The 17,598-nt window shown below is 61.2% G+C and carries 15 protein-coding genes and 1 pseudogene; 1 reads left to right on the top strand and 15 read right to left on the bottom strand.

Translation table 11 applies throughout. The features are described 5' to 3' along the window. Positions 1–189: 189 nt before the first annotated feature. The 5 genes and pseudogenes from ACFQX9_RS09480 to ACFQX9_RS09460 all read right to left on the bottom strand — a co-directional run. Positions 190–534: pseudogene (locus tag ACFQX9_RS09480) on the bottom strand (cupin domain-containing protein); the annotation flags it as partial. Next, positions 503–1,537: a cupin domain-containing protein gene (locus tag ACFQX9_RS09475; protein ID WP_085350769.1), complete on the bottom strand. Its 1,035-nt coding sequence runs from the start codon at positions 1,535–1,537 to the stop codon at positions 503–505. The pseudogene ACFQX9_RS09480 and the gene ACFQX9_RS09475, both read right to left, overlap by 32 nt. Beyond that, positions 1,537–2,541 (bottom strand): 4-hydroxythreonine-4-phosphate dehydrogenase PdxA, encoded by a 1,005-nt coding sequence (pdxA, locus tag ACFQX9_RS09470; RefSeq protein WP_377787997.1) that lies wholly within the window; start codon positions 2,539–2,541, stop codon positions 1,537–1,539. Before pdxA ends, ACFQX9_RS09475 begins: the two co-directional genes overlap by 1 nt. Continuing rightward, on the bottom strand, positions 2,538–3,029 hold the full coding sequence (locus ACFQX9_RS09465; protein ID WP_377787995.1) for a nucleotide-binding domain containing protein: 492 nt from the start codon (positions 3,027–3,029) through the stop codon (positions 2,538–2,540). Before ACFQX9_RS09465 ends, pdxA begins: the two co-directional genes overlap by 4 nt. Continuing rightward, entirely contained in the window at positions 2,975–3,589 is a 615-nt protein-coding gene (locus ACFQX9_RS09460; RefSeq protein WP_377787992.1) for a four-carbon acid sugar kinase family protein, read from the bottom strand. The genes ACFQX9_RS09465 and ACFQX9_RS09460 overlap by 55 nt, the downstream gene beginning before the upstream one ends. Here ACFQX9_RS09460 and ACFQX9_RS09455 point away from each other — a divergent pair. Next, positions 3,565–4,536 carry a LysR family transcriptional regulator gene (locus ACFQX9_RS09455; RefSeq protein ID WP_377787989.1) on the top strand — a complete coding sequence of 324 codons (972 nt, stop codon included), beginning with the start codon at positions 3,565–3,567 and terminating at the stop codon, positions 4,534–4,536. The two genes, ACFQX9_RS09460 and ACFQX9_RS09455, sit on opposite strands and share 25 nt — an antisense overlap. A gap of 146 nt (positions 4,537–4,682) precedes the next feature. On the opposite strand, the gene ACFQX9_RS09450 is transcribed toward ACFQX9_RS09455, so the two are convergent. The 10 genes from ACFQX9_RS09450 to ACFQX9_RS09405 form a co-directional block, all read right to left on the bottom strand. Next, the gene (locus ACFQX9_RS09450) at positions 4,683–6,140 is read right to left on the bottom strand and encodes an aldehyde dehydrogenase family protein (RefSeq protein WP_377787986.1); all 1,458 of its coding nucleotides are present in this window, start codon (positions 6,138–6,140) and stop codon (positions 4,683–4,685) included. 83 nt (positions 6,141–6,223) lie between these two features. After that, positions 6,224–7,417, bottom strand: a complete 1,194-nt coding sequence (locus tag ACFQX9_RS09445) for an alanine racemase (protein WP_198293338.1) — start codon at positions 7,415–7,417, stop codon at positions 6,224–6,226. 11 nt (positions 7,418–7,428) lie between these two features. Then, the gene (locus tag ACFQX9_RS09440) at positions 7,429–8,301 is read right to left on the bottom strand and encodes a GNAT family N-acetyltransferase (RefSeq protein WP_026232481.1); all 873 of its coding nucleotides are present in this window, start codon (positions 8,299–8,301) and stop codon (positions 7,429–7,431) included. Between the two features lie 359 nt (positions 8,302–8,660). Beyond that, the gene (thrC, locus tag ACFQX9_RS09435) at positions 8,661–10,088 is read right to left on the bottom strand and encodes a threonine synthase (RefSeq protein ID WP_377787982.1); all 1,428 of its coding nucleotides are present in this window, start codon (positions 10,086–10,088) and stop codon (positions 8,661–8,663) included. 87 nt (positions 10,089–10,175) lie between these two features. Continuing rightward, positions 10,176–11,486 (bottom strand): FAD-binding oxidoreductase, encoded by a 1,311-nt coding sequence (locus ACFQX9_RS09430; protein ID WP_026232480.1) that lies wholly within the window; start codon positions 11,484–11,486, stop codon positions 10,176–10,178. Positions 11,487–11,639: 153 nt separating this feature from the next. Beyond that, positions 11,640–12,518, bottom strand: coding sequence for an ABC transporter permease (locus tag ACFQX9_RS09425; RefSeq protein ID WP_026232479.1), 879 nt, complete (start codon positions 12,516–12,518; stop codon positions 11,640–11,642). Between the two features lie 37 nt (positions 12,519–12,555). Then, on the bottom strand, positions 12,556–13,506 hold the full coding sequence (locus ACFQX9_RS09420) for an ABC transporter permease (RefSeq protein WP_018453192.1): 951 nt from the start codon (positions 13,504–13,506) through the stop codon (positions 12,556–12,558). 72 nt (positions 13,507–13,578) lie between these two features. Then, positions 13,579–15,243: a peptide ABC transporter substrate-binding protein gene (locus ACFQX9_RS09415; protein ID WP_085350774.1), complete on the bottom strand. Its 1,665-nt coding sequence runs from the start codon at positions 15,241–15,243 to the stop codon at positions 13,579–13,581. Continuing rightward, on the bottom strand, positions 15,240–16,943 hold the full coding sequence (locus tag ACFQX9_RS09410; RefSeq protein WP_204512491.1) for an ABC transporter ATP-binding protein: 1,704 nt from the start codon (positions 16,941–16,943) through the stop codon (positions 15,240–15,242). The genes ACFQX9_RS09415 and ACFQX9_RS09410 overlap by 4 nt, the downstream gene beginning before the upstream one ends. 103 nt (positions 16,944–17,046) lie before the next feature. Then, positions 17,047–17,235 carry a hypothetical protein gene (locus ACFQX9_RS09405; protein WP_018453189.1) on the bottom strand — a complete coding sequence of 63 codons (189 nt, stop codon included), beginning with the start codon at positions 17,233–17,235 and terminating at the stop codon, positions 17,047–17,049. Between the last annotated feature and the right edge of the window lie 363 nt (positions 17,236–17,598).

Genomic DNA, 17,598 nt, shown 5'->3' with positions numbered 1-17,598 from the left:
CGTCCCAGTTCGGCGCAACGCGCGGCGCGACCTGCTTGTCCACGGAGACTGGACCGCTTTTCGATGCCCCAGAAAAATGGACCCAGACCGTCGCGATTGGCTCGGCGACACCGGGACGAGTGATGTCCTGAACCACGAGCGCCGAGAAGGCACCAGCGCGGCGGCAAAGCCCATTTCGGCGCCCGAAGTCATCTTCCGCACTGTCTCGATCGTCTTCCAGACGCCGACATAGCCGGGTTTCATCACAAAGCTGTCGCCGGCGCGGAAAATGCGAGGCTCCTTGCCTTCCTCGGTCAGCTCCACCACGCCGGAAAGGATGTGGCAGTACTCAAAGGTCTCGCCCTTGATCGAGCGGTTCTCGCCAGGCGTGGCTTCCCAGACTCCGGTCTTCACCGAGTCGGCGCGGGAGGAGTCCTGCTCCCAGGTCCTGAGGTCATCGAGGCCGGACCGGCGAAGGCCGGTCGACGGAGTCAAGCGTTTGCTCCGATCGCAGGCAGACGGTCTAGCCTTCGAGGTCGTGAGCGGTGCCGGCATCCATGGATGTGCCGGGTTCGAGCAGCACGACCTCGCAGACGTCGTCCAGCGCGACAGGGCAATGCTCTACCCCATGCGGGACCACGATGAACTCGCCTTGCTCGATGATCTCGTCCCGATCACGAAACTTCATCAGCAGGCGGCCTTTGTGCACCAGGAAGAGTTCGTCACCGCTCCTGTGAAAGCGCCAGGCGAACTCGCCCGCGAACTTGGCGAGCTTGATCTGCATGTCGTTAATCTGACCCGCGATCTTCGGAGACCAAGTCTCCTTGAGCTGCCCGAACGAGCTGGCCAGGTTCTTCTTGTGGAGCGGCGAGAGATGCCGGTTCAGAGCGGCCACGTCACGGATGATGGCCCCAAGCTGGCGAGCGACGTCCTTGTCGTCGGCCGGATACTTGCCGTCCAACGCGGCCGTGCCGATAGTGAAGCCGGCGGCTCCTGCGTCCTTCAGGATGGCGATCCGCTCAGGCGTATCAATCGAGCCGGCCACGTAGACGGGCTTGGGCACCGCCGCGCACACCGCCTTGATGAGGGCCGGGACGTCTTCCTTGGAGCGATAGGCGAGCAGGTCGAGGCCATACACGCCCTCCCGCACGGCGAGCGCCTGGGCGCTCTCAACGATCTCCTCGATGCTCCCTTCGAGCACGCTCGGATGACCGGTGATGCGACCCGGGAAGGGGCAGTATTGAATGCCGGTGCCAGCAAGGATCGGCAACACGTCGTCAACATGTGTGCCGCCGAGCAAGACGTCGACGCCGATTTCAACCGCCGCTTTCGCCGAAACGATCTCACTTTGCCGGTCGAGTGAGACGACTTCGAGATAGGAGGTGGCGCCGTCTGCCTTGATGACCCGGTTGAGAACTTTGAGTCGATCAATCGGCAGGCCGATGTCCTTGAAACCGATGTGGCGAACGCCAAGCCTCAGGGCGGTCTTGAGTTGTTCAGAGGCGTCCCCGACGGTGCGATCGTTGCGCGTGAGCATGAAGATAAAGCGAAGGCCCATTAGACTACCCCTTCTTTGGTCTTAATTTGCGCGGCGACGAGCCTTCGCGCGTAAGCCAGCGCGGTCTCGAGACTGCCGGTGTCGGCGATGCCTCGGCCCGCAATGTCGAATGCCGTGCCGTGATCAGGGCTTGTACGGACGAACGGCAGGCCGAGCGTGATGTTCACACCCTTTTCGAGGCCGAGATATTTCACCGGAATCAGGCCCTGATCGTGATATTGGGCCACGACCACATCGAAGCGGCCCTTGCGGGCCTGCATGTAGACAGTGTCCCCGGGCCAGGGGCCACTGGCGTCGATGCCCTCGGCGCGGGCCGCTTCGATCGCAGGCCGGATGATCTGGATTTCTTCGTCGCCGAAGAGACCACCTTCGCCGGCATGGGGGTTGAGCCCTGCCACTGCAATGCGCGGCGCCGCGATCCCGAGGGCCTTGCCGCCCTCATTTGCGAGCCGGATCGCCGACATCTGGGCATCGAAATCCGCTTGGTCGATGGCTTTGCGCAGCGACATGTGGATGGTGACGAGAACCGTGCGGATATCATCGTTGGCCAGCATCATCGCAACGCGCTCCGCACCACCATAGTCGGCGAGGATTTCGGTGTGCCCGGGATAGCGAATGCCCGCGCTTGCCATCGCTTCCTTGTTGATCGGTGCGGTGACGATGCCGCTGACCTGGCCGGCCTTGGCTGCCGCGACGGCGGCGACGATGGCATCGAAGGAAGCTTGGCCGGACATGGCGCTGACGCTCCCGAGCGGAGGCGGCGCGATGATTTGCGTCGCCTCGACAACTTCGATGGACCGCGGCTCAGAGCGCGCCTCTTCAGGTCCGGCGATACGCCTGACCGTCAGCTCGAGACCCAGACGATGGACGATATTCTCCATCACGACGTAGCTGCCGAATACGATCGTGCCTTCGTCGGCTTTGGCCAATGTCTTCGCCACGATCTCCGGGCCGATGCCGGAGGCATCGCCCATTGTGACGGCGAGGGGAGCGGATTGGGTCATGATACAACCAGTTCTGATACCGAGGTGCCAAGGCGGAGCCGCGTGATCGCACGACGCAGCGTATCGTCGTCGCCAAAGCCGCCTGCCTTCATGGCGATCAGCAGCTCTCGTCCATCTCCGAGGGACGTGCGGCCAAGCGGAAAGCCTGGCTCGAGCTCTTGCAGGATCTCGAACTCATAAATGTCCAGGCCGTCCAGAATCGCCTCCATGGTGTCCCCGCCTGTGGCGATCACCATATCGAAACGCTCGTCGGCCAGCCGTCGAGCCGCATTTTGAGCAATGTCGCGCAGGACGGATCCGGGATCATTCATCCGTTCGATCGGAGCCTGCAGCAGAGCGATTCCAGGCTCCATTGCGATGCAGCCGGCCTGACGATGGCTGCGCGGATTGGCGCTGCCGATCGCAACAAGAATGTCGCCACTAACCGCGGCGGTCACGTCCGACGCAACCGCAAGCGGCGCAAGACGCTTCGCCAGGGCAAGGGCCATGCCCGGAGAGCCCACCCATCCGGCAGGGCCGCAACTTGTTTGTCGAGATCGGCCTGTGTCGCAGCATCAAGGATGACGACCCTTCCGATGGAGGCCGGAACGACCTCAGCCAGCCGAGAATGTCGCGCCGGATGGACGGGGTCGCGACCGTATTCGGTCTCCGTTACAGGAATGCCGTCCACAAGCTGAACGCCGTCGACGGTTGTACGCCCAGCGCCAGGGAACGCAGGTGCAAAGACCAGCATCTTGCGGCCGCTTACAGTGAAGGCCGCTTCCATCTCGGCCGTCACGTGCCCGCGAAGAGTCGAGTCGACGGTCTTGTAGAGGACAACCCGCGAAGCGAGCTGCTCGGCAAGTTCTGACTGCCGCCGCGCCGCTTGCGAAACCGGCACTGGTCTAGATCCGCTATCAACGGCGACAATCGTGGCCTCCTGGTGCGGCAGCCGGCACCGGCCGACAACGGCTCGCAAACCGCGCTCGACAAACGGACCGGCCCCATCGGCGGCGCTGGTCAGGTCGTCTGCTAGAATACCGATTGTGTATTCGCCATTGGTTCGCATGGATCAATTATGCCAAGCAAATTCAACTTAAAAAGCGATATTTTTTGCGCCTCATTGGTGATATGAAATCACCAATGAGGCGATCAGAAATACCTTCATTGGACGACTTGCGTGCGTTCGAGACCGCTGCGCGGCTGGGGTCGGTTCGGCTTGCCGCGAACAGCCTTGCCTTGACCCATGGGGCTGTGAGTCGCCGTATCACCAAACTGTCGGAAGACCTTGGCTTCAAACTCTTCGAAAAAAGCGGACGTGGCTTGAGTCTCACTGCCTCTGGAGAAGTGCTCAACCTCACACTCGGCCGTTTCTTCACCGAGCTGGCGACAACCGTTGAGAGCTTGCGTGCTGCCAACGCACAGCAGAACTCCCTCGTTCTCTCATGCGAGCCTTCAGTCGCTATGCGCTGGCTTATTCCACGGCTTGCAAGCTTTCAGGCCGTCCATCCCGACATCGCTCTACATCTGTCAGTCGCCGGCGGCCCCGTCGAGTTTCGCCGCGATCGGATCGATCTGGCTATACGTCGGCTCGACTTTGCGCTCCCAGAGGCGTGGCACGTCCGGCGCCTTTTTCCTGAAAGGGTAGGACCGGTCATGAGCCCTCAGCTCGCAGCGGTGTTTGCCTCAGGAAACTACATCGCCCTAGGTTCGAAGACTCGGGCGGACGCTTGGTCGCGATGGCTTTCCACCCACCCGTCGGTGCGGCGCCCCGCGGAGATACGCTTCTACGATCACCACTTCCTCATCGTCGAAGCAGCATTGGCGGGATTGGGCGTTGCCCTCAGCCCGCGGGTCCTTGCAACGGACGACGTAGATAGAGGGCGGCTCATCGCACCTGCCGGTTTCGATCCGGACGAAAGCCACTATGGCCTCATCTGGGCGGGAGAAACTGAACTGTCTGGGAAAGCGAACTATCTTGCTTCATGGCTGCAGGAACAGTGCAATCTGATCTAATGATTCAACTTCGCGCTCCTCAAGGGCTCGGCGCTATCAGGCGTTGAACCCGACTTGAGAAGGTGTTCTGCGATTCGACGCGTGTGCGATCACCGCCGGAAACACTTTCGCGTCAGCGGAAGCCGATTCGCTTTCCGAGATGAATTTCATCGATAGAATCCGAGAACGGCCTTGGTCTCGAGATATTCTTCCATGCCCTCGCGGCCGTATTCCCTGCCGTTTCCGGAACGCTTGTATCCGCCAAAAGGTGCGTTCGGGTCCCAGTCGGGATAGTTGAGATGAACTTGACCAGACCGGATCTGCCCGGCGACCGCCTGCATCGTTTCAATATCCGTGCCCTGCACATGCGCGCCGAGGCCGTAGACGGTATCGTTGGCGATCTCGACCGCCCCGTCGACCTTATCGTAGGGAATGATCGACAGCACCGGGCCGAATATCTCCTCCTGCGCAATTCTCATGTCGCGATTGACGTTCGAGAAGATGGTCGGCCGCGCATAGAGGCCGACCTGAAGGTCGTTGGGCCGCCCCGGCCCGCCAATGACAAGCTTGGCGCCTTCCTCCAGGCCGATGCCGATCATGGCCTGGATACGCTCGAACTGCGGCGGGTTGGCGATCGGACCATGGGTCGTGCTTTCCGCAAGCGGATCGCCGACCACCAATTCAGAAGCGGCCGCCGCCGCCAGGATCTCGACCTTTGCCATCTGTGAGCGGGACACAAGCATACGCGTCGGTGCGCTGCAGGATTGGCCGAGATTGCGGAAGGCGGCGGCGACACCGAGCGGAACAGCCCGGCTCAAATCCGCATCCGGCAAGATGATGTTCGGTGACTTGCCGCCGAGCTCCTGTGCGACGCGCTTGACGGTGGGCGCCGCTGCTTGCGCGACGAGAACGCCTGCCCGCGTCGAGCCGGTGATCGAGATCATGTCGACTTGCGGATGCGACGCCAGACCGGTCCCCACGACTGGACCTGTCCCGTTGACGAGGTTGAAGACGCCGGGCGGACAGCCGGCATCGTCCATCACCTTGGCGAACAACAGGGCACTCAGCGGCGAAAGTTCGCTCGGCTTCAACACCACCGTGCAGCCAGCTGCCAGCGCCGGAGCGACCTTGGCCGTAATCTGGTAGAGGGGCCAATTCCAGGGGGTGATAAGACCACAGACGCCGATTGCCTCGCGCATAATCGCGGTGCTGCCGCGCGTGGCGATGAACGGATAGGTCGCGAGATTGTCACGCGCGACGCGGATATGTTCGGCAGCGAGCGGCACCTGGGCGCGGCGCGCGTAAGTGATGGCGGCCCCCATCTCGCACGTGATGGCCTGCGCAAACAGCTCCAGCCTATCGAGAAGCAAACCGTGAACCCGGTCGAGCAGCGCCGCCCGCTCCGCAGCCGGCTTACGGGACCAGCCGGTAAAGGCTTTTCTCGCGGCTACGACCGCGCAGTCTACATCCTCGTCATCGCCGAGCGCGATTTCTGCGACCGGCTGCTCGATCGCCGGATTGACGACGATCGCCGTCGCCAACCCTGTCGGCTTCCGCCATTCTCCGTCGATGTAAAATTTGCCGAGGAAGCCGGCTTCCGTCAGGTGTCGAACGGCCGAGGTCATTGGAAGCGATCCTTGATCCGGTAATAGACGCCGACCAGCGGAAGCTGGGCATGCGCAAATCGCCGCCCGATTCTGTTTCAGATCTACCAGCCGCGCATCCGCGGCCACTGAGCTTCGATTGCGTCACTTCCCGCCGAGATGACATTGTAAAGTTCGTGCTGTGACGCCGTCGCGCAGGCATGATTGGGCAGAATCCTGACCTTCGCGCCGATCGGGATATGCGGGAGGGCTGCAGCCGATCTGGACCTTATGGCGAGGATGCCGTGCTCCTGGCTCGCCTGCGCGACGATCAGATTCGGATAGAGTTGGCCGGACAGATCGCAGACGAGACCGTAACCTTGGTCGACCCGCTGCGCCGCGGTGCCGCGATCACGTGACAGTGCCATCCAGCCCGCATCGACCAAAATCCATCCCTTCTCCGGCTTCGTGCCGATGACGGTGGCGAGAACCGAGATCGCGATGTCGTCGGTCGTGCAGACACCGACGCCGTGCATTACCAGATCGAAGAACATGTAGACGCCGGCCCGCATCTCCGTGACGCCGGTCAGGCCTTCGGCGAAATGGGCGGTCGGCGTCGAACCGACACTTACGACCGGGCATTCATGCCCCGCCGCCCGCAATGTCTCCGCGGCCGCCACGGCCACGGCCCTTTCGTTCTCTGCGGCCGCGACGAGGGCATCGGACGAGCAAAGGCTGTAGGATTCGCCGGCATGGGTGAGAATGCCGGCGAGCGTGACGCCGGCCTCGGCCAGGGCCGCCGCGACGGCGATGAGCTTGGGATCGGTGGCGGTCAGCCCGCCGCGATGGCCGTCGCAGTCGATCTCGATGAAGGCGGAGGGCGTCACGCCGGCGGCACGCGCTGCCGTGCCCAACATCGCCGCCTGTTCAGGCGAATCGAGCAGCACCTTAAGGTCAACGCCGGCTTTGCGGAGACGCATCGCCCTTTCGGCGGTGTGCGGTGCCACGCCGACGGCATATGTCACGTCACGGAAACCGTACTGCGCGAAGTACTCAGCCTCCGCCAAGGTGGAGACCGTGATCGGCCCCGGCCCGGAGGGATAGGCGCGCTGGGCAACCTCGATGGATTTCGCGGTTTTCATATGGGGGCGCAGCACGACGCCAGCCGCGGCCATACGAGAGGACAGACGGGCGAGATTGCGATCCAGCCGGTCTTTGTCGAGCAGGAGGGCCGGCGTCGCCAGTGCGCCGACCGTCGCGGTTATCTCGCGTGGCGCGGCGTTCTGGCTATCCGTCCGGCGCATATCGGGGCGTTGCATCTCAAGGTCTCCTAGCCGAACGACTGGTTGGCGACCGCGAACGTGCGCGCCGGCCCGGTCCATGGCATCTGCGTCCCCAAGACCATGGTGGTGGCGTCGCTGACCTTCTGCAGGCCGATGTTTCCAAGCCAGTCACCGAGTTGCGAGGAGGCCGAGGTGTCGATCCGGACGAAAACACTCCCGAGGGGCGCGAGCGCGGCCTCGATCAATGCGCGCGCATCGGTCGGGCTTTCGGCGATCACAGGGCCGATGACATGCCCGCGGCCGAAGAGACGGGAAATGGCGTAGCCGCGGGGTATGCCGTCACGCAGCAGGACATAGCCGCAACCGACCTCGATCAGCCGGTTCAGCATCTCGCGCCTCATCCAGCCGGTGGCCTCGTGATCGAGACCGACTATGGCCTCGAAGTCCGACGGAACCATCGCTCTGACGTTTCCGACCGGCGGCATGTCGCGGCCCTGGCCAGGAACGCCATGATGCTGGTGCAGCATGCCGATGCTGGCGAAGCCGCGGCGTGCGTAAAGCGCAAGGCCTTCGGCGGTCGAATTCAGCGTGACGATTCGTGGTCGTGCCGCCGCGAGCAGCGCGTCCATCAGCCGGGCCCCGTACCCCCGTCCCTGAACGGCTTTCGAGACGATGACCATTCCGGCGGAAGCATGGGTGTCGCCGTAAGGCCACCACAGCGCGGTCCCCACCACAGCACCCGCACTCGTCACCACGAAACCGCGGCCAAGCTGCAGCGCAAATTCCCAATCCTTGAGCAGATACGGCCAAGACATCTCCTGCGAGAGCTTCAAGGCACCTTTCAGATGCGCTCTCGCGAAAGGGACTAGGGCCACGTCTTCAATCTCGCGTTCTCCGGCTTGGGTAGCTTCGGTTGCCATGATGCGTCGACGTCTCATGCTTGGGTTAGCGGACTAATCGTCAGTGCCTGACACAGGTCCATCTGACGATGTTCCCGCGAATTGCAGCGTATCTTGGCTGCGACAGCATTACGCGATCAGACTGACGCAGAGTTCGGCAGGGAATTGCATTGATGATCCGATAGAAGGGACGATGTGCTGTCAGCGTCTCGCCACGCCGCAGCGCGATCCCGTTCCGGCATCCGATGGCCCGGAACGATACCGGGCATCAACCGCGGATCGCTCCGATAGCGCGCTTGAACGAACGCTGCGACCTCGTCGGGTGACAGCACCGTAAATACAGCCACGGCTGAAACACTCCTCGATCCGGAATCGGCCCTTCAGCAGGTTGCACCCTGCATGATGTCCGCAATGTAGTTCTTTACAGCTTGTGTATCCGGGGGAAGGACTTTGACTCGCCTCGGCAACCCTTCTAGTCCATCGAACCGTAGCGGACGATCTGGCTGCCGGCCTAACGCTTCCTTGATCGTCGTAGCGAATTTGATTGGCTGTGCAGTTTCGAGCACAAGCATCGGCGCCTCGGGGCTCGCATGCATGCGCCCGACCGTCACACCATCCGCAGTGTGAGGATCGATCATTGTGTGGTAGCGATCCCACGTGTCACGGATCGTCGCCAGTCGATCGGCATGGGTGCTCCTGCCGCTGCGGAATCCGAAACGCGCCGCCGCCGTTACGAAGCTGGGATCACCGCTGAGGTCAAACGAACCGCATTCCCGAAGTTGGTTCTCAAACAGCGATTTCGTCCGACGGGCGTCGCGACCGAGCAAGTCGAACACGAAACGCTCGAGATTTGACGCCTTGGAGATGTCCATGGAAGGACTCGATGTTTCAAGCGTGTCAGCTCGGCTTCTGACGCGATAAATGCCGCTGCGGAAAAACTCGTCGAGCACGTCGTTTTCGTTGGTCGCAAGGACGAGACGGGATATTGGAAGTCCCATCATGCGCGCAACATGACCAGCGCAGATGTTTCCGAAGTTTCCTGAAGGCACGGAAAAGTCAACGCCTGCTGACCTCCCTTCGGAGACTTGAAAATAGCCGGAGAAGTAATAGACGACCTGCGCGACCAGTCGGGCCCAGTTGATCGAATTCACTGCACCTATCTTATATCGTCGTTTGAATTCCAGATCGCTGGACACACATTTGACGATGTCTTGGCAGTCGTCGAACACGCCATCTATGGCGATGTTGTGGATGTTGTCGTCCTGCAGGCTGAACATCTGAGCTTGCTGAAAGGAGCTCATCCGTCCGAGGGGCGACATCATGAAGACCCGCACCCCTTTCTTGCCGCGCATTGCGTATTCCGCAGCGCTCCCGGTGTCGCCACTGGTCGCCCCAAGAATGTTCAATTCGTCGTGCCGGCGTGCCAGTTCGTACTCGAGCAGATTGCCGAGCAACTGCATGGCCACGTCCTTGAACGCCAGCGTAGGACCGTTCGACAATTCCTGGAGGTAAAGCCGCGTCTCCAGCTTTCGAAGCGGAACGATGCTCGAGGTTCCAAAGATCTCGGGCGTGTAGGTCTTTTCGCAGATTGCCTTCAGGTCAGCGGGCGGAATATCGCTGACGTAGAGCGACAGGACCTCGAAGGCCAGGCTGGGATAGGACAAGGCACGCCACGCATCCAATGTAGCGGCGTCCACACGCGGGTAGGTCTCAGGTACGTACAGCCCGCCATCCTCGGCGAGGCCTTCAAGCAATGTTTCGCAGAACTGTCTGCGACCTGAATGTCCGCGCGTGGATACGTAGTGCATCGATGCTCTTCTTTCGAGAGGCGGCAGTGCCGCCAGCTCCATGACCTGAGTTGTACCTTTGGGAATGCCCGATGGAGTTTCCAGCCGTCAGCGGCGGTCGCGCCACAGCGCAAAACGATCCTGCATCCGATATCCCCAGATCATGGCGGGCATGAACCAGGGATCGCCACGATAGAGCGGGATGGAGTCCGGCGGACGGAAGTCAAAGGCGGTGCGCGCCCGTTCGTGGTTTCCGATCAGCTTGTGGGCCGCGTGCATCCCGATCCAAGGCGCCCAGACGACGCCTGAACCGCAGAAGCCAGTGGCATAAACCACACCGTCCTCTTCGAAGATGCGCGGGAGCATGTCGCGATTCATCGCCACATTGCCGAACCAGCTGTGCGAAAGGTGAACATTCTCGAGTTCGGGGAAAAGGTTCACCAACCCCTTGCGCAGCAGGAGCTTTGGAGCCACCGGGTTACCGACACGAGAGCTGTCGCGCCCCCCTAACAGGATACGTTTGCCGTCGGGCGATGGGCGGTAATAGAACCCGACCTGGCGGTTCTCGGTCATCATCATGCGTTTGGGCATCAGCCGCGCCATGACGTCAGGTGCGAGCTCCTCGGTTGCAATGATCCGGCTGCGAACCGGGACCAGCCTGCGGCGCAGGAAGGGAACGGCGCTATCGGTATAGCCATTCGTGCAAACCAGCACCTGACGCGCCTGCACCGAACCGGCCGAGGTCACGATACGGAATCCGGAACCATCTCTCTCGATGGAGATGACGGGCGTATCCGCATGAACCGCGACGCCCGAAGCGAGCGCCACGCGAAGCAGTTCAGCGTGAAACTTCGCCGGTTGTAGCCCTCCGATATCCATCCGGACTGTTCCACCCCGGTAGACATCGGTGCCGATGTAGCTGTGCTGCTCGGCATAAGGTACGGCGTGAGACTCGATCCGCAGCCTCTTCGCTAATACTTCCGCGCTACGCGCCATCGTGTCGTACTGCTCATATCCAAACGCGCCCTTGAACTGCCCGACCAGCTGGAAATCGCAGGCAAGCCCCTCGGTCTTGATGAAATCGTAAAGGAACTCGCGGGCGATCTTGCCTTCCGCCTCGATTGCCAGCGCCTTGTCTGCGCCGAAGCGTCGGGAGATCGCGGCGTAATCCGGCCGTATGCTCGCGCTGGTTATTCCACCGTTGCGCGTCGAGGCTCCCTCGCCCGGACTCATCGCGTCAAAGGCCGCAACCGAGCGTCCCTCGCGCGCCAGCACCAGCCCGGCCGAAAGAGAGGCATAGCCAGCGCCCACGATCAGCACGTCAAGTTTCTTGGGAAGAGTCTGTTGAGGCAGCGACCTAAGTGGTGCGGCTTCCCACCAATAGGGCGTGTCCTTCTCTGCGGCTCTGGGCTCATGCATGTCGCTGACTTCTCGTGTGTTAAAAGTGGCCTTGGATTACTGACAAGACGGATTCTGATCAGCCAACGCGATGCTTGCGACGTCTACGCTATCAAGAGGTTCTGCTGGATAGCCTTCAACGCTGTCCGCTGCCTGCCACCTGGGCTCAAGCCGTCAAATGTGGTCATCTCTAACGTCAAGCGCATCGCGCAGCCCGTCGCCGATGAAGTTGAAGCTGGTCACTGCGATCGTAATCGCAGCGCCTGGAATGATGGCAAGCCAGGGAGCGCTGGCCAGATATTGCTGGGCGCCGTTCAGCAGATTGCCCCAGCTGGGCAGCGGTGGTTGGATGCCGTAACCAAGGAAACTGATATAGGCCTCCAGAAGAATCGCACGGGCGACGGTGAGGCTTGCGGCCACGATGATCGGACCCGTGGCATTGGGCAGAATTTCGCGAAGCATGATGTGCCTGCCGCTCAGACCGACCATGCGCGCGGCCTGGACAAACTCGCGCTCGCGCAGCGAACGGACCTCGGCTTCGACGATCCTGGCAACCTCCATCCAGCTCGTGACAGCAATGATGACAGTGATCATCATCGGGCTGGGCCGGAGCGTCGCGGCCAACGCCAGCACGAGGAAAATCGAGGGGAAGGAAAGAAAGCCATCCACCGTGCGCATCAGCGCGGCTCCGATCCAGCCCCCGCGATAGCCTGCGGTCACGCCGACGAGCGTTCCGATCAGCGTTGACAACAACATCGCGGAGAATCCCACCAGTAGCGAGACACGCCCGGCCATCAAGAGTCGCACGGCCAAGTCTCGCCCCAACGGGTCGGTGCCGAAATAATGATGACCGCTCAAGGGAGGAGCAAAGCGGGCGCGCAGATCTATATAGAGCGAATCGTAAGGCAAGGCGTAGGGGCCCACGACGCACGCCAACACGAGCAGGGCGATCATCGCGAACCCGAGCAGCGCCAGATGGTGTCGCATGAACCGGCGCACCCCGCGGCTGTGCCACCAGCGAATTGGAGGGAGGTGGGCGGAGATATCAGTCATAACGGGGGACTCCTGTTGACGGCACGAACCTGCGTCTTCAGCTGAGACGAATGCGCGGATCGACGAGTGCGACAAGGATGTCTGCGACGAGATTGCCCAGCACGACAAGGATGGCTGAGAATATCAACAGCCCCATGACCATCGGATAGTCACTGTAGCCGAGGCTGTCGAGAAACAGCCGCCCCATTCCCGGCCAGGTAAAGATGGTCTCAGTGACCAACGCGCCGGTCAGAATGCTCGGCAACTGCACCCCAGCCAGGGTGATCATCGGCAACAGCGCATTGCCGACGACATGCTTCAGCAGGATGCGGCGCTCACTTAGGCCCTTGGCACGAGCCGTCTTGACGAAATCCTGGCTCAGCGCATCAAGGGTCGCGGTGCGCATGTAGCGGCTCCAGACCGCGACATGGACCAGCGACAGCACCAAGCTTGGCAAGATCAGGTGATGCAAGTAGTCCAGCACCGATCCGTCGCCGATCGTGTACATGTTCCCTGCAGGCACCCAACCGAGCTTCAACGTGAAGATATAGATGCCGACGAGGCCGAACCAGAAGGTCGGGACCGACAGCGCGACCATGGCGCCAATCGTCGCGCAATAATCGAACAGGGAATAGCGGTGGGTGGCACCGCGGATCCCGATCCAGGAACCAAGGGCGATGGCCAGTGCCGTGGACGTCCCCATCAGCAGCAGCGTAGCGAAGAGGTGACGCCCAATCACCGCCAGCACCGGCGTTCCGTCGCGGAAAGAGTGACCCCAGTCGCCCTGAACCAACCGCCAGGCCCAATCAAAATACTGAATCCACAACGGCCGGTTCAGCCCGAGCTGCTCTGCCAGTCGCTCAATGTCCTTCTGGGTCATGCCGGGATCCAGCCCGAACTGCGCGAGAGGACCGCCCGGCATGAAGTTGAGCACCGTGAAGCCAATGATCGAGACGATCACCAACAGCACGATGCTCTGCGAAAAGCGATTAAGCAGGAACCCGGGCATTCGAGTCTCCATGTTAGCTTGACAGCGCCTAGGCGCCGCCCTGCGCCTATACGGGCCTCGGGCGGCGATACGTCAACTCGCCCAAGACCAAGCCAGCGCGTTCCAGGATTCGGTGCGCGTGTTGACGTTCGGCACGACGCCGGAAATGCCCTTCTTGTTACCCTGGACCGAATTGGTCTGGTACAGCGGCAAGAAGGGCAGGTCGCGGCGAACGAGCTCTTGTACGCGACGGTAGATCGAGCGCCGCGCGTCCGGATCGAAGCTGCGAGCGCCTTGGTCGAGCAAGGCATCGACCTCTGGATTTGAATACTGCGCATTATTCGAACCACGCCCGCCCTTCGCTGCAATCGCACGCGAGTGCAAGCGATTGGTCACGTCCGGGTCGGCGCCGATCAGATACGTGCTGCCGACGATCACGGAATCGAATTGCGATTGCTGCCAGAACTCGCCCCACATCACCGCGGCGGGCAAGTTCGATATCTTCATCTCGACGCCCAACTGAGCAAATGTCTGCTGCAAGAACTGCTGCACCTGCTCGCGAAGCGGATCGCCTGACGTGGTCGAGCTGGCAAAGGACAGACGGACGCCGCTTTTGGCACGAACGCCATCCCGCCCGGGCGCCCAGCCGGCTTGGTCGAGGATCTGGCGCGCGCGGTCCAGATTGTATGCGTGTGCCGGAAGATTGGAGTTATAGTAGGTGGACTGCCTCGGCATGAAGGTCTCCGTCGGAGTCGGCACGCCGTAATAGAGCCCCTGGATGATCGATTCCTTGTCGATGGCTGCGTAGAGCGCCTCACGGACTGCAAGTTCCTTGAACTGTGGACGCTCCAAATTCAGGTAAAAGGACTCGAATGAAGCCTTTGGGACCAGTGTCACCACTCGGTTCGCCAGCGCCTTGGCTTCCTCGTAATGATCAGCTGTGATGTACGGCTGCCCCATCAGGTCCACATCACCGCTCTTGAACTGAGTGTAGAGGACGGTGAGATCGGGAATGTATTTGAAGATCAGCTTCTCGATGTGTGGGCCTTCTCCGAAATATTCGGGGTTAGCCACGAGTTCGAGATGATCGCCTGCAACCCGCTTACCCCATTTGAATGCGCCGGTGCCGACCGGCGCCTGGTTGAAGGCGGCGTTGTTTGGATTGGCCTCCTTCTCGAGGATGTGCTTGGGCACGATGAAGGTTTCGGTCAGGAACGAAAGATAAGGCGCAAAAACCTGTTCCATTCGCCACGAGATCTCCGTGGGCGAGATCACCGTGATGTCGCGCACGAGGGCATGGCCAGCTGTGCGCCAACTCCGGAAGGCGGGATTGGTGATCAGTTCGAGGGTGAATTTCACATCCTCGGCCGTGAAGGGTTTGCCGTCGTGCCAGCGCACACCGTCACGCAGACGGATGCGCCATTTGAGGCCGTCCTCCGAAATGCCGCCGTTCTTCTGGTTCGGTACTTCGACGGCAAGGTTGGGCTCAATCTCACCCTTTGGGTCGATCCGGAAGAGCGCGTCGAAAACCGAGAAATGCACACCATCATCGACTTCAATGTGCGCCATCAGCGGATTGAAGACGGTCGGCTCTTGTCCAAGTCCGACGACGATGCGACCGCTCGGTTTGGCGGGGGCCTTCTGAGCGAAGGCGGGCGTACCCAACAGGCCTGGTGCAGCGAGGCCGGCAGCCCCGGCCACCATCAATCGAAGTGCATTGCGCCGTGAATAGCTCGAGTCAAAATAGGCTTCCGTCATGACCTCTCCTCGTTCTTGGCTGTGTCCCGCCGGTATTCATTGACTCCCGCGAGCGCGCGAGCGCCCCTTGGCTGCTCGCCGGGGATGGCAGCGACGAGCTCGCGCGTGTAGGCGGATTTCGGGTCCAGGAAGATCTGCGACGGCGGTCCGCGTTCGATGATCTGTCCTCGATGCATGACGGCGATCTCATCGCAAATCTGGCTGGCAACGCGCAAATCATGCGTGATGAAGATCATCGAGACGCCGGTCTCCCGCTGAATCTGATCCAGCAGCTTCAGGATTTGGGCCTGGATCGAGACATCAAGCGCGGAGACGGCTTCGTCGGCGATCAGCAGTTGTGGTTTGAACATCAGCGCACGGGCGATGCCGACGCGCTGGCGCTGACCGCCGGAAAATTCGTGCGGATAGCGGTCGAAGGCGCCTGAATCCAGGCCGACATGGGACAGAAGCTCCCGCGCCCGCTCACCAGCCTCTCTGTGCGGCACGCCATGCGCGACCGGCCCGACTGTGAGAATTTGCCCGACCGTCGAGCGCGGGTTGAGCGACGCAAAAGGATCCTGGAAGATCATCTGGATTTTTGGCCTTAGCGGCCTAAACTCGGCCTCGGTAAGCCGGGCGACGTCGCGGCCTTCGAAGAAAATCGAGCCACCGTCGCTCTCCATGAGCTTGATCAGCAGCCGCCCGAGCGACGATTTGCCCGAACCGCTTTCTCCGACAACGCCTAGCGTGCGGCCCTGCGTGAGATCGAACGAGACACCATTGACCGCAGGCACGATGCGCTGCGTACGGAAAAGCGCACTGCCGCTACGATAGGTCTTGACCAGACACTCGACCTTCAGGATTGACGCCCTGCCGGCGGCTTCCAAGGGATTGCGGTCCTTGCCGGTCAGGTGCGGCACGGCCGCGATCAGGCGGCGCGTATAGAGGTGACTGGGCGACTTGAGCACCTGCTCGGCACTGCCTTGCTCCACGCAATGACCCTTCTCCATCACCACAACGGAATCGGCAATCTCCGCCACGACTCCAAAGTCATGGGTGATAAACATCACGCTCATTCCCTTGCGGCGCTGAATGTCGCGGATCAGTTTGAGGATCTGCGCCTGCGTCGTCACGTCGAGGGCGGTCGTCGGCTCGTCGGCAATCAGGATCGCGGGCTCAAGAGCCAGAGCCATGGCGATCATCACCCGCTGCCGTTGCCCGCCCGAAAGCCGGAATGGATACTGGTGATACATGAGTTGCGGATCGGGAAGGCCGACCTCAACCAACAAGTCTATGGCGCGGCTGCGACGGGATTTCGCGGTCCCAACGTCGTGCGCTGCCATCACTTCCTCGATCTGCGCGCCCACGGTCATCAGCGGATTGAGCGCTGAGAGCGGATCTTGAAAGATCATCGAGACGACGCGGCCGCGAAGGTTGCGGAGCTTATCGGGCGAGATGGCTACGATGTCGGTCCCATTCAGGTCGATCGAACCCGAGGCAACACGTATCGCCTTGGGCAGAAGCCCCATGATCGCATTGGCTGTGACCGACTTGCCCGATCCGGACTCTCCAATGATGCACAGTATCTGACCCCGCTTCAGATCAAAGGAGACGTTCTCGACGGCGTGAGCCCGCTCCATCCCGGCCGGCAGGCTCACGGTCAGGTCGCGCACCGAGAGTGCCACATCTTCCGAAGCTACAGCCTGAGAGGCAGAGGCCATTTGAACAGTCTCCCCTTTCAACGGCGTTGGGTCATTCTGCTGCGGATTGGCTCTTCGGCCATTGTTGCCGCCGCGACGATCGGACAGGTCGAAAATTCGCCGCTCATTTTGCCATTCCCTGTTCGGAGAGTGCGACATGATTCAAAGCTTGGTGCTCGACAGGAAAAAGCTGTCGCTCAAGCCAAAACATCGGACGAGCGGCCAACTCGATCACTGAATCGAAGTTCGTGGAGCTAACAGTCCCATCCAGCTTGATTGCTCTTGTGGAGGTCTGTTCCTGGACAAGGCTCATCCAGCGTCCCTTTAGAACTTCTGCCACTGATCGACATTGACCCGGCATTCGCGAGTTTGACTGCTTCAATCACCCCAGAGTCGCCGAAACGCGCCGTATGGGCAGCAGGAAGTTCTGAAAACGAAGTGCCATCTGGCATTTCAGTCTGCGCCGCGACGAGAGAACTCTCAGGCGGCCTGCCTTGTGCACGGCACGGCTGCACGCGCTCAACGCCTGATGCCCTGGTGCTTTGGCGAATGAGGTGGGCGCGAGCAACGTGTTCTCGCAATAATAGCTTGAACAGTAGTCGGCAAACCGCAGAATATTCCGTCTAATCACAAATTCCCGCAGAGCACCTGCCGCGAATGCTCAGCTACGATAGGT

It is taken from the genome of Bradyrhizobium sp. GCM10028915 (assembly GCF_042666195.1).
Taxonomy (GTDB): Bacteria; Pseudomonadota; Alphaproteobacteria; order Rhizobiales; family Xanthobacteraceae; genus Bradyrhizobium; species Bradyrhizobium canariense_D.
Note: the sequence above shows the minus strand (reverse complement) of the source record. Positions and strands in the feature narration are given on the sequence as shown.

What these genes read in the sequence shown, in the direction of transcription:
- ACFQX9_RS09460 (WP_377787992.1), bottom strand. Translation starts at nt 3,589, where the DNA reads ATGCGAACCAATGGCGAATACACAATCGGTATTCTAGCAGACGACCTG.
- ACFQX9_RS09405 (WP_018453189.1), bottom strand. Translation starts at nt 17,235, where the DNA reads ATGAGCCTTGTCCAGGAACAGACCTCCACAAGAGCAATCAAGCTGGAT.
- pdxA (WP_377787997.1), bottom strand. Translation starts at nt 2,541, where the DNA reads ATGACCCAATCCGCTCCCCTCGCCGTCACAATGGGCGATGCCTCCGGC.
- ACFQX9_RS09430 (WP_026232480.1), bottom strand. Translation starts at nt 11,486, where the DNA reads ATGCATGAGCCCAGAGCCGCAGAGAAGGACACGCCCTATTGGTGGGAA.
- ACFQX9_RS09445 (WP_198293338.1), bottom strand. Translation starts at nt 7,417, where the DNA reads ATGCAACGCCCCGATATGCGCCGGACGGATAGCCAGAACGCCGCGCCA.
- thrC (WP_377787982.1), bottom strand. Translation starts at nt 10,088, where the DNA reads ATGCACTACGTATCCACGCGCGGACATTCAGGTCGCAGACAGTTCTGC.
- ACFQX9_RS09465 (WP_377787995.1), bottom strand. Translation starts at nt 3,029, where the DNA reads ATGGCCCTTGCCCTGGCGAAGCGTCTTGCGCCGCTTGCGGTTGCGTCG.
- ACFQX9_RS09450 (WP_377787986.1), bottom strand. Translation starts at nt 6,140, where the DNA reads ATGACCTCGGCCGTTCGACACCTGACGGAAGCCGGCTTCCTCGGCAAA.
- ACFQX9_RS09425 (WP_026232479.1), bottom strand. Translation starts at nt 12,518, where the DNA reads ATGACTGATATCTCCGCCCACCTCCCTCCAATTCGCTGGTGGCACAGC.
- ACFQX9_RS09420 (WP_018453192.1), bottom strand. Translation starts at nt 13,506, where the DNA reads ATGCCCGGGTTCCTGCTTAATCGCTTTTCGCAGAGCATCGTGCTGTTG.
- ACFQX9_RS09475 (WP_085350769.1), bottom strand. Translation starts at nt 1,537, where the DNA reads ATGGGCCTTCGCTTTATCTTCATGCTCACGCGCAACGATCGCACCGTC.
- ACFQX9_RS09415 (WP_085350774.1), bottom strand. Translation starts at nt 15,243, where the DNA reads ATGACGGAAGCCTATTTTGACTCGAGCTATTCACGGCGCAATGCACTT.
- ACFQX9_RS09440 (WP_026232481.1), bottom strand. Translation starts at nt 8,301, where the DNA reads ATGGCAACCGAAGCTACCCAAGCCGGAGAACGCGAGATTGAAGACGTG.
- ACFQX9_RS09410 (WP_204512491.1), bottom strand. Translation starts at nt 16,943, where the DNA reads ATGGCCTCTGCCTCTCAGGCTGTAGCTTCGGAAGATGTGGCACTCTCG.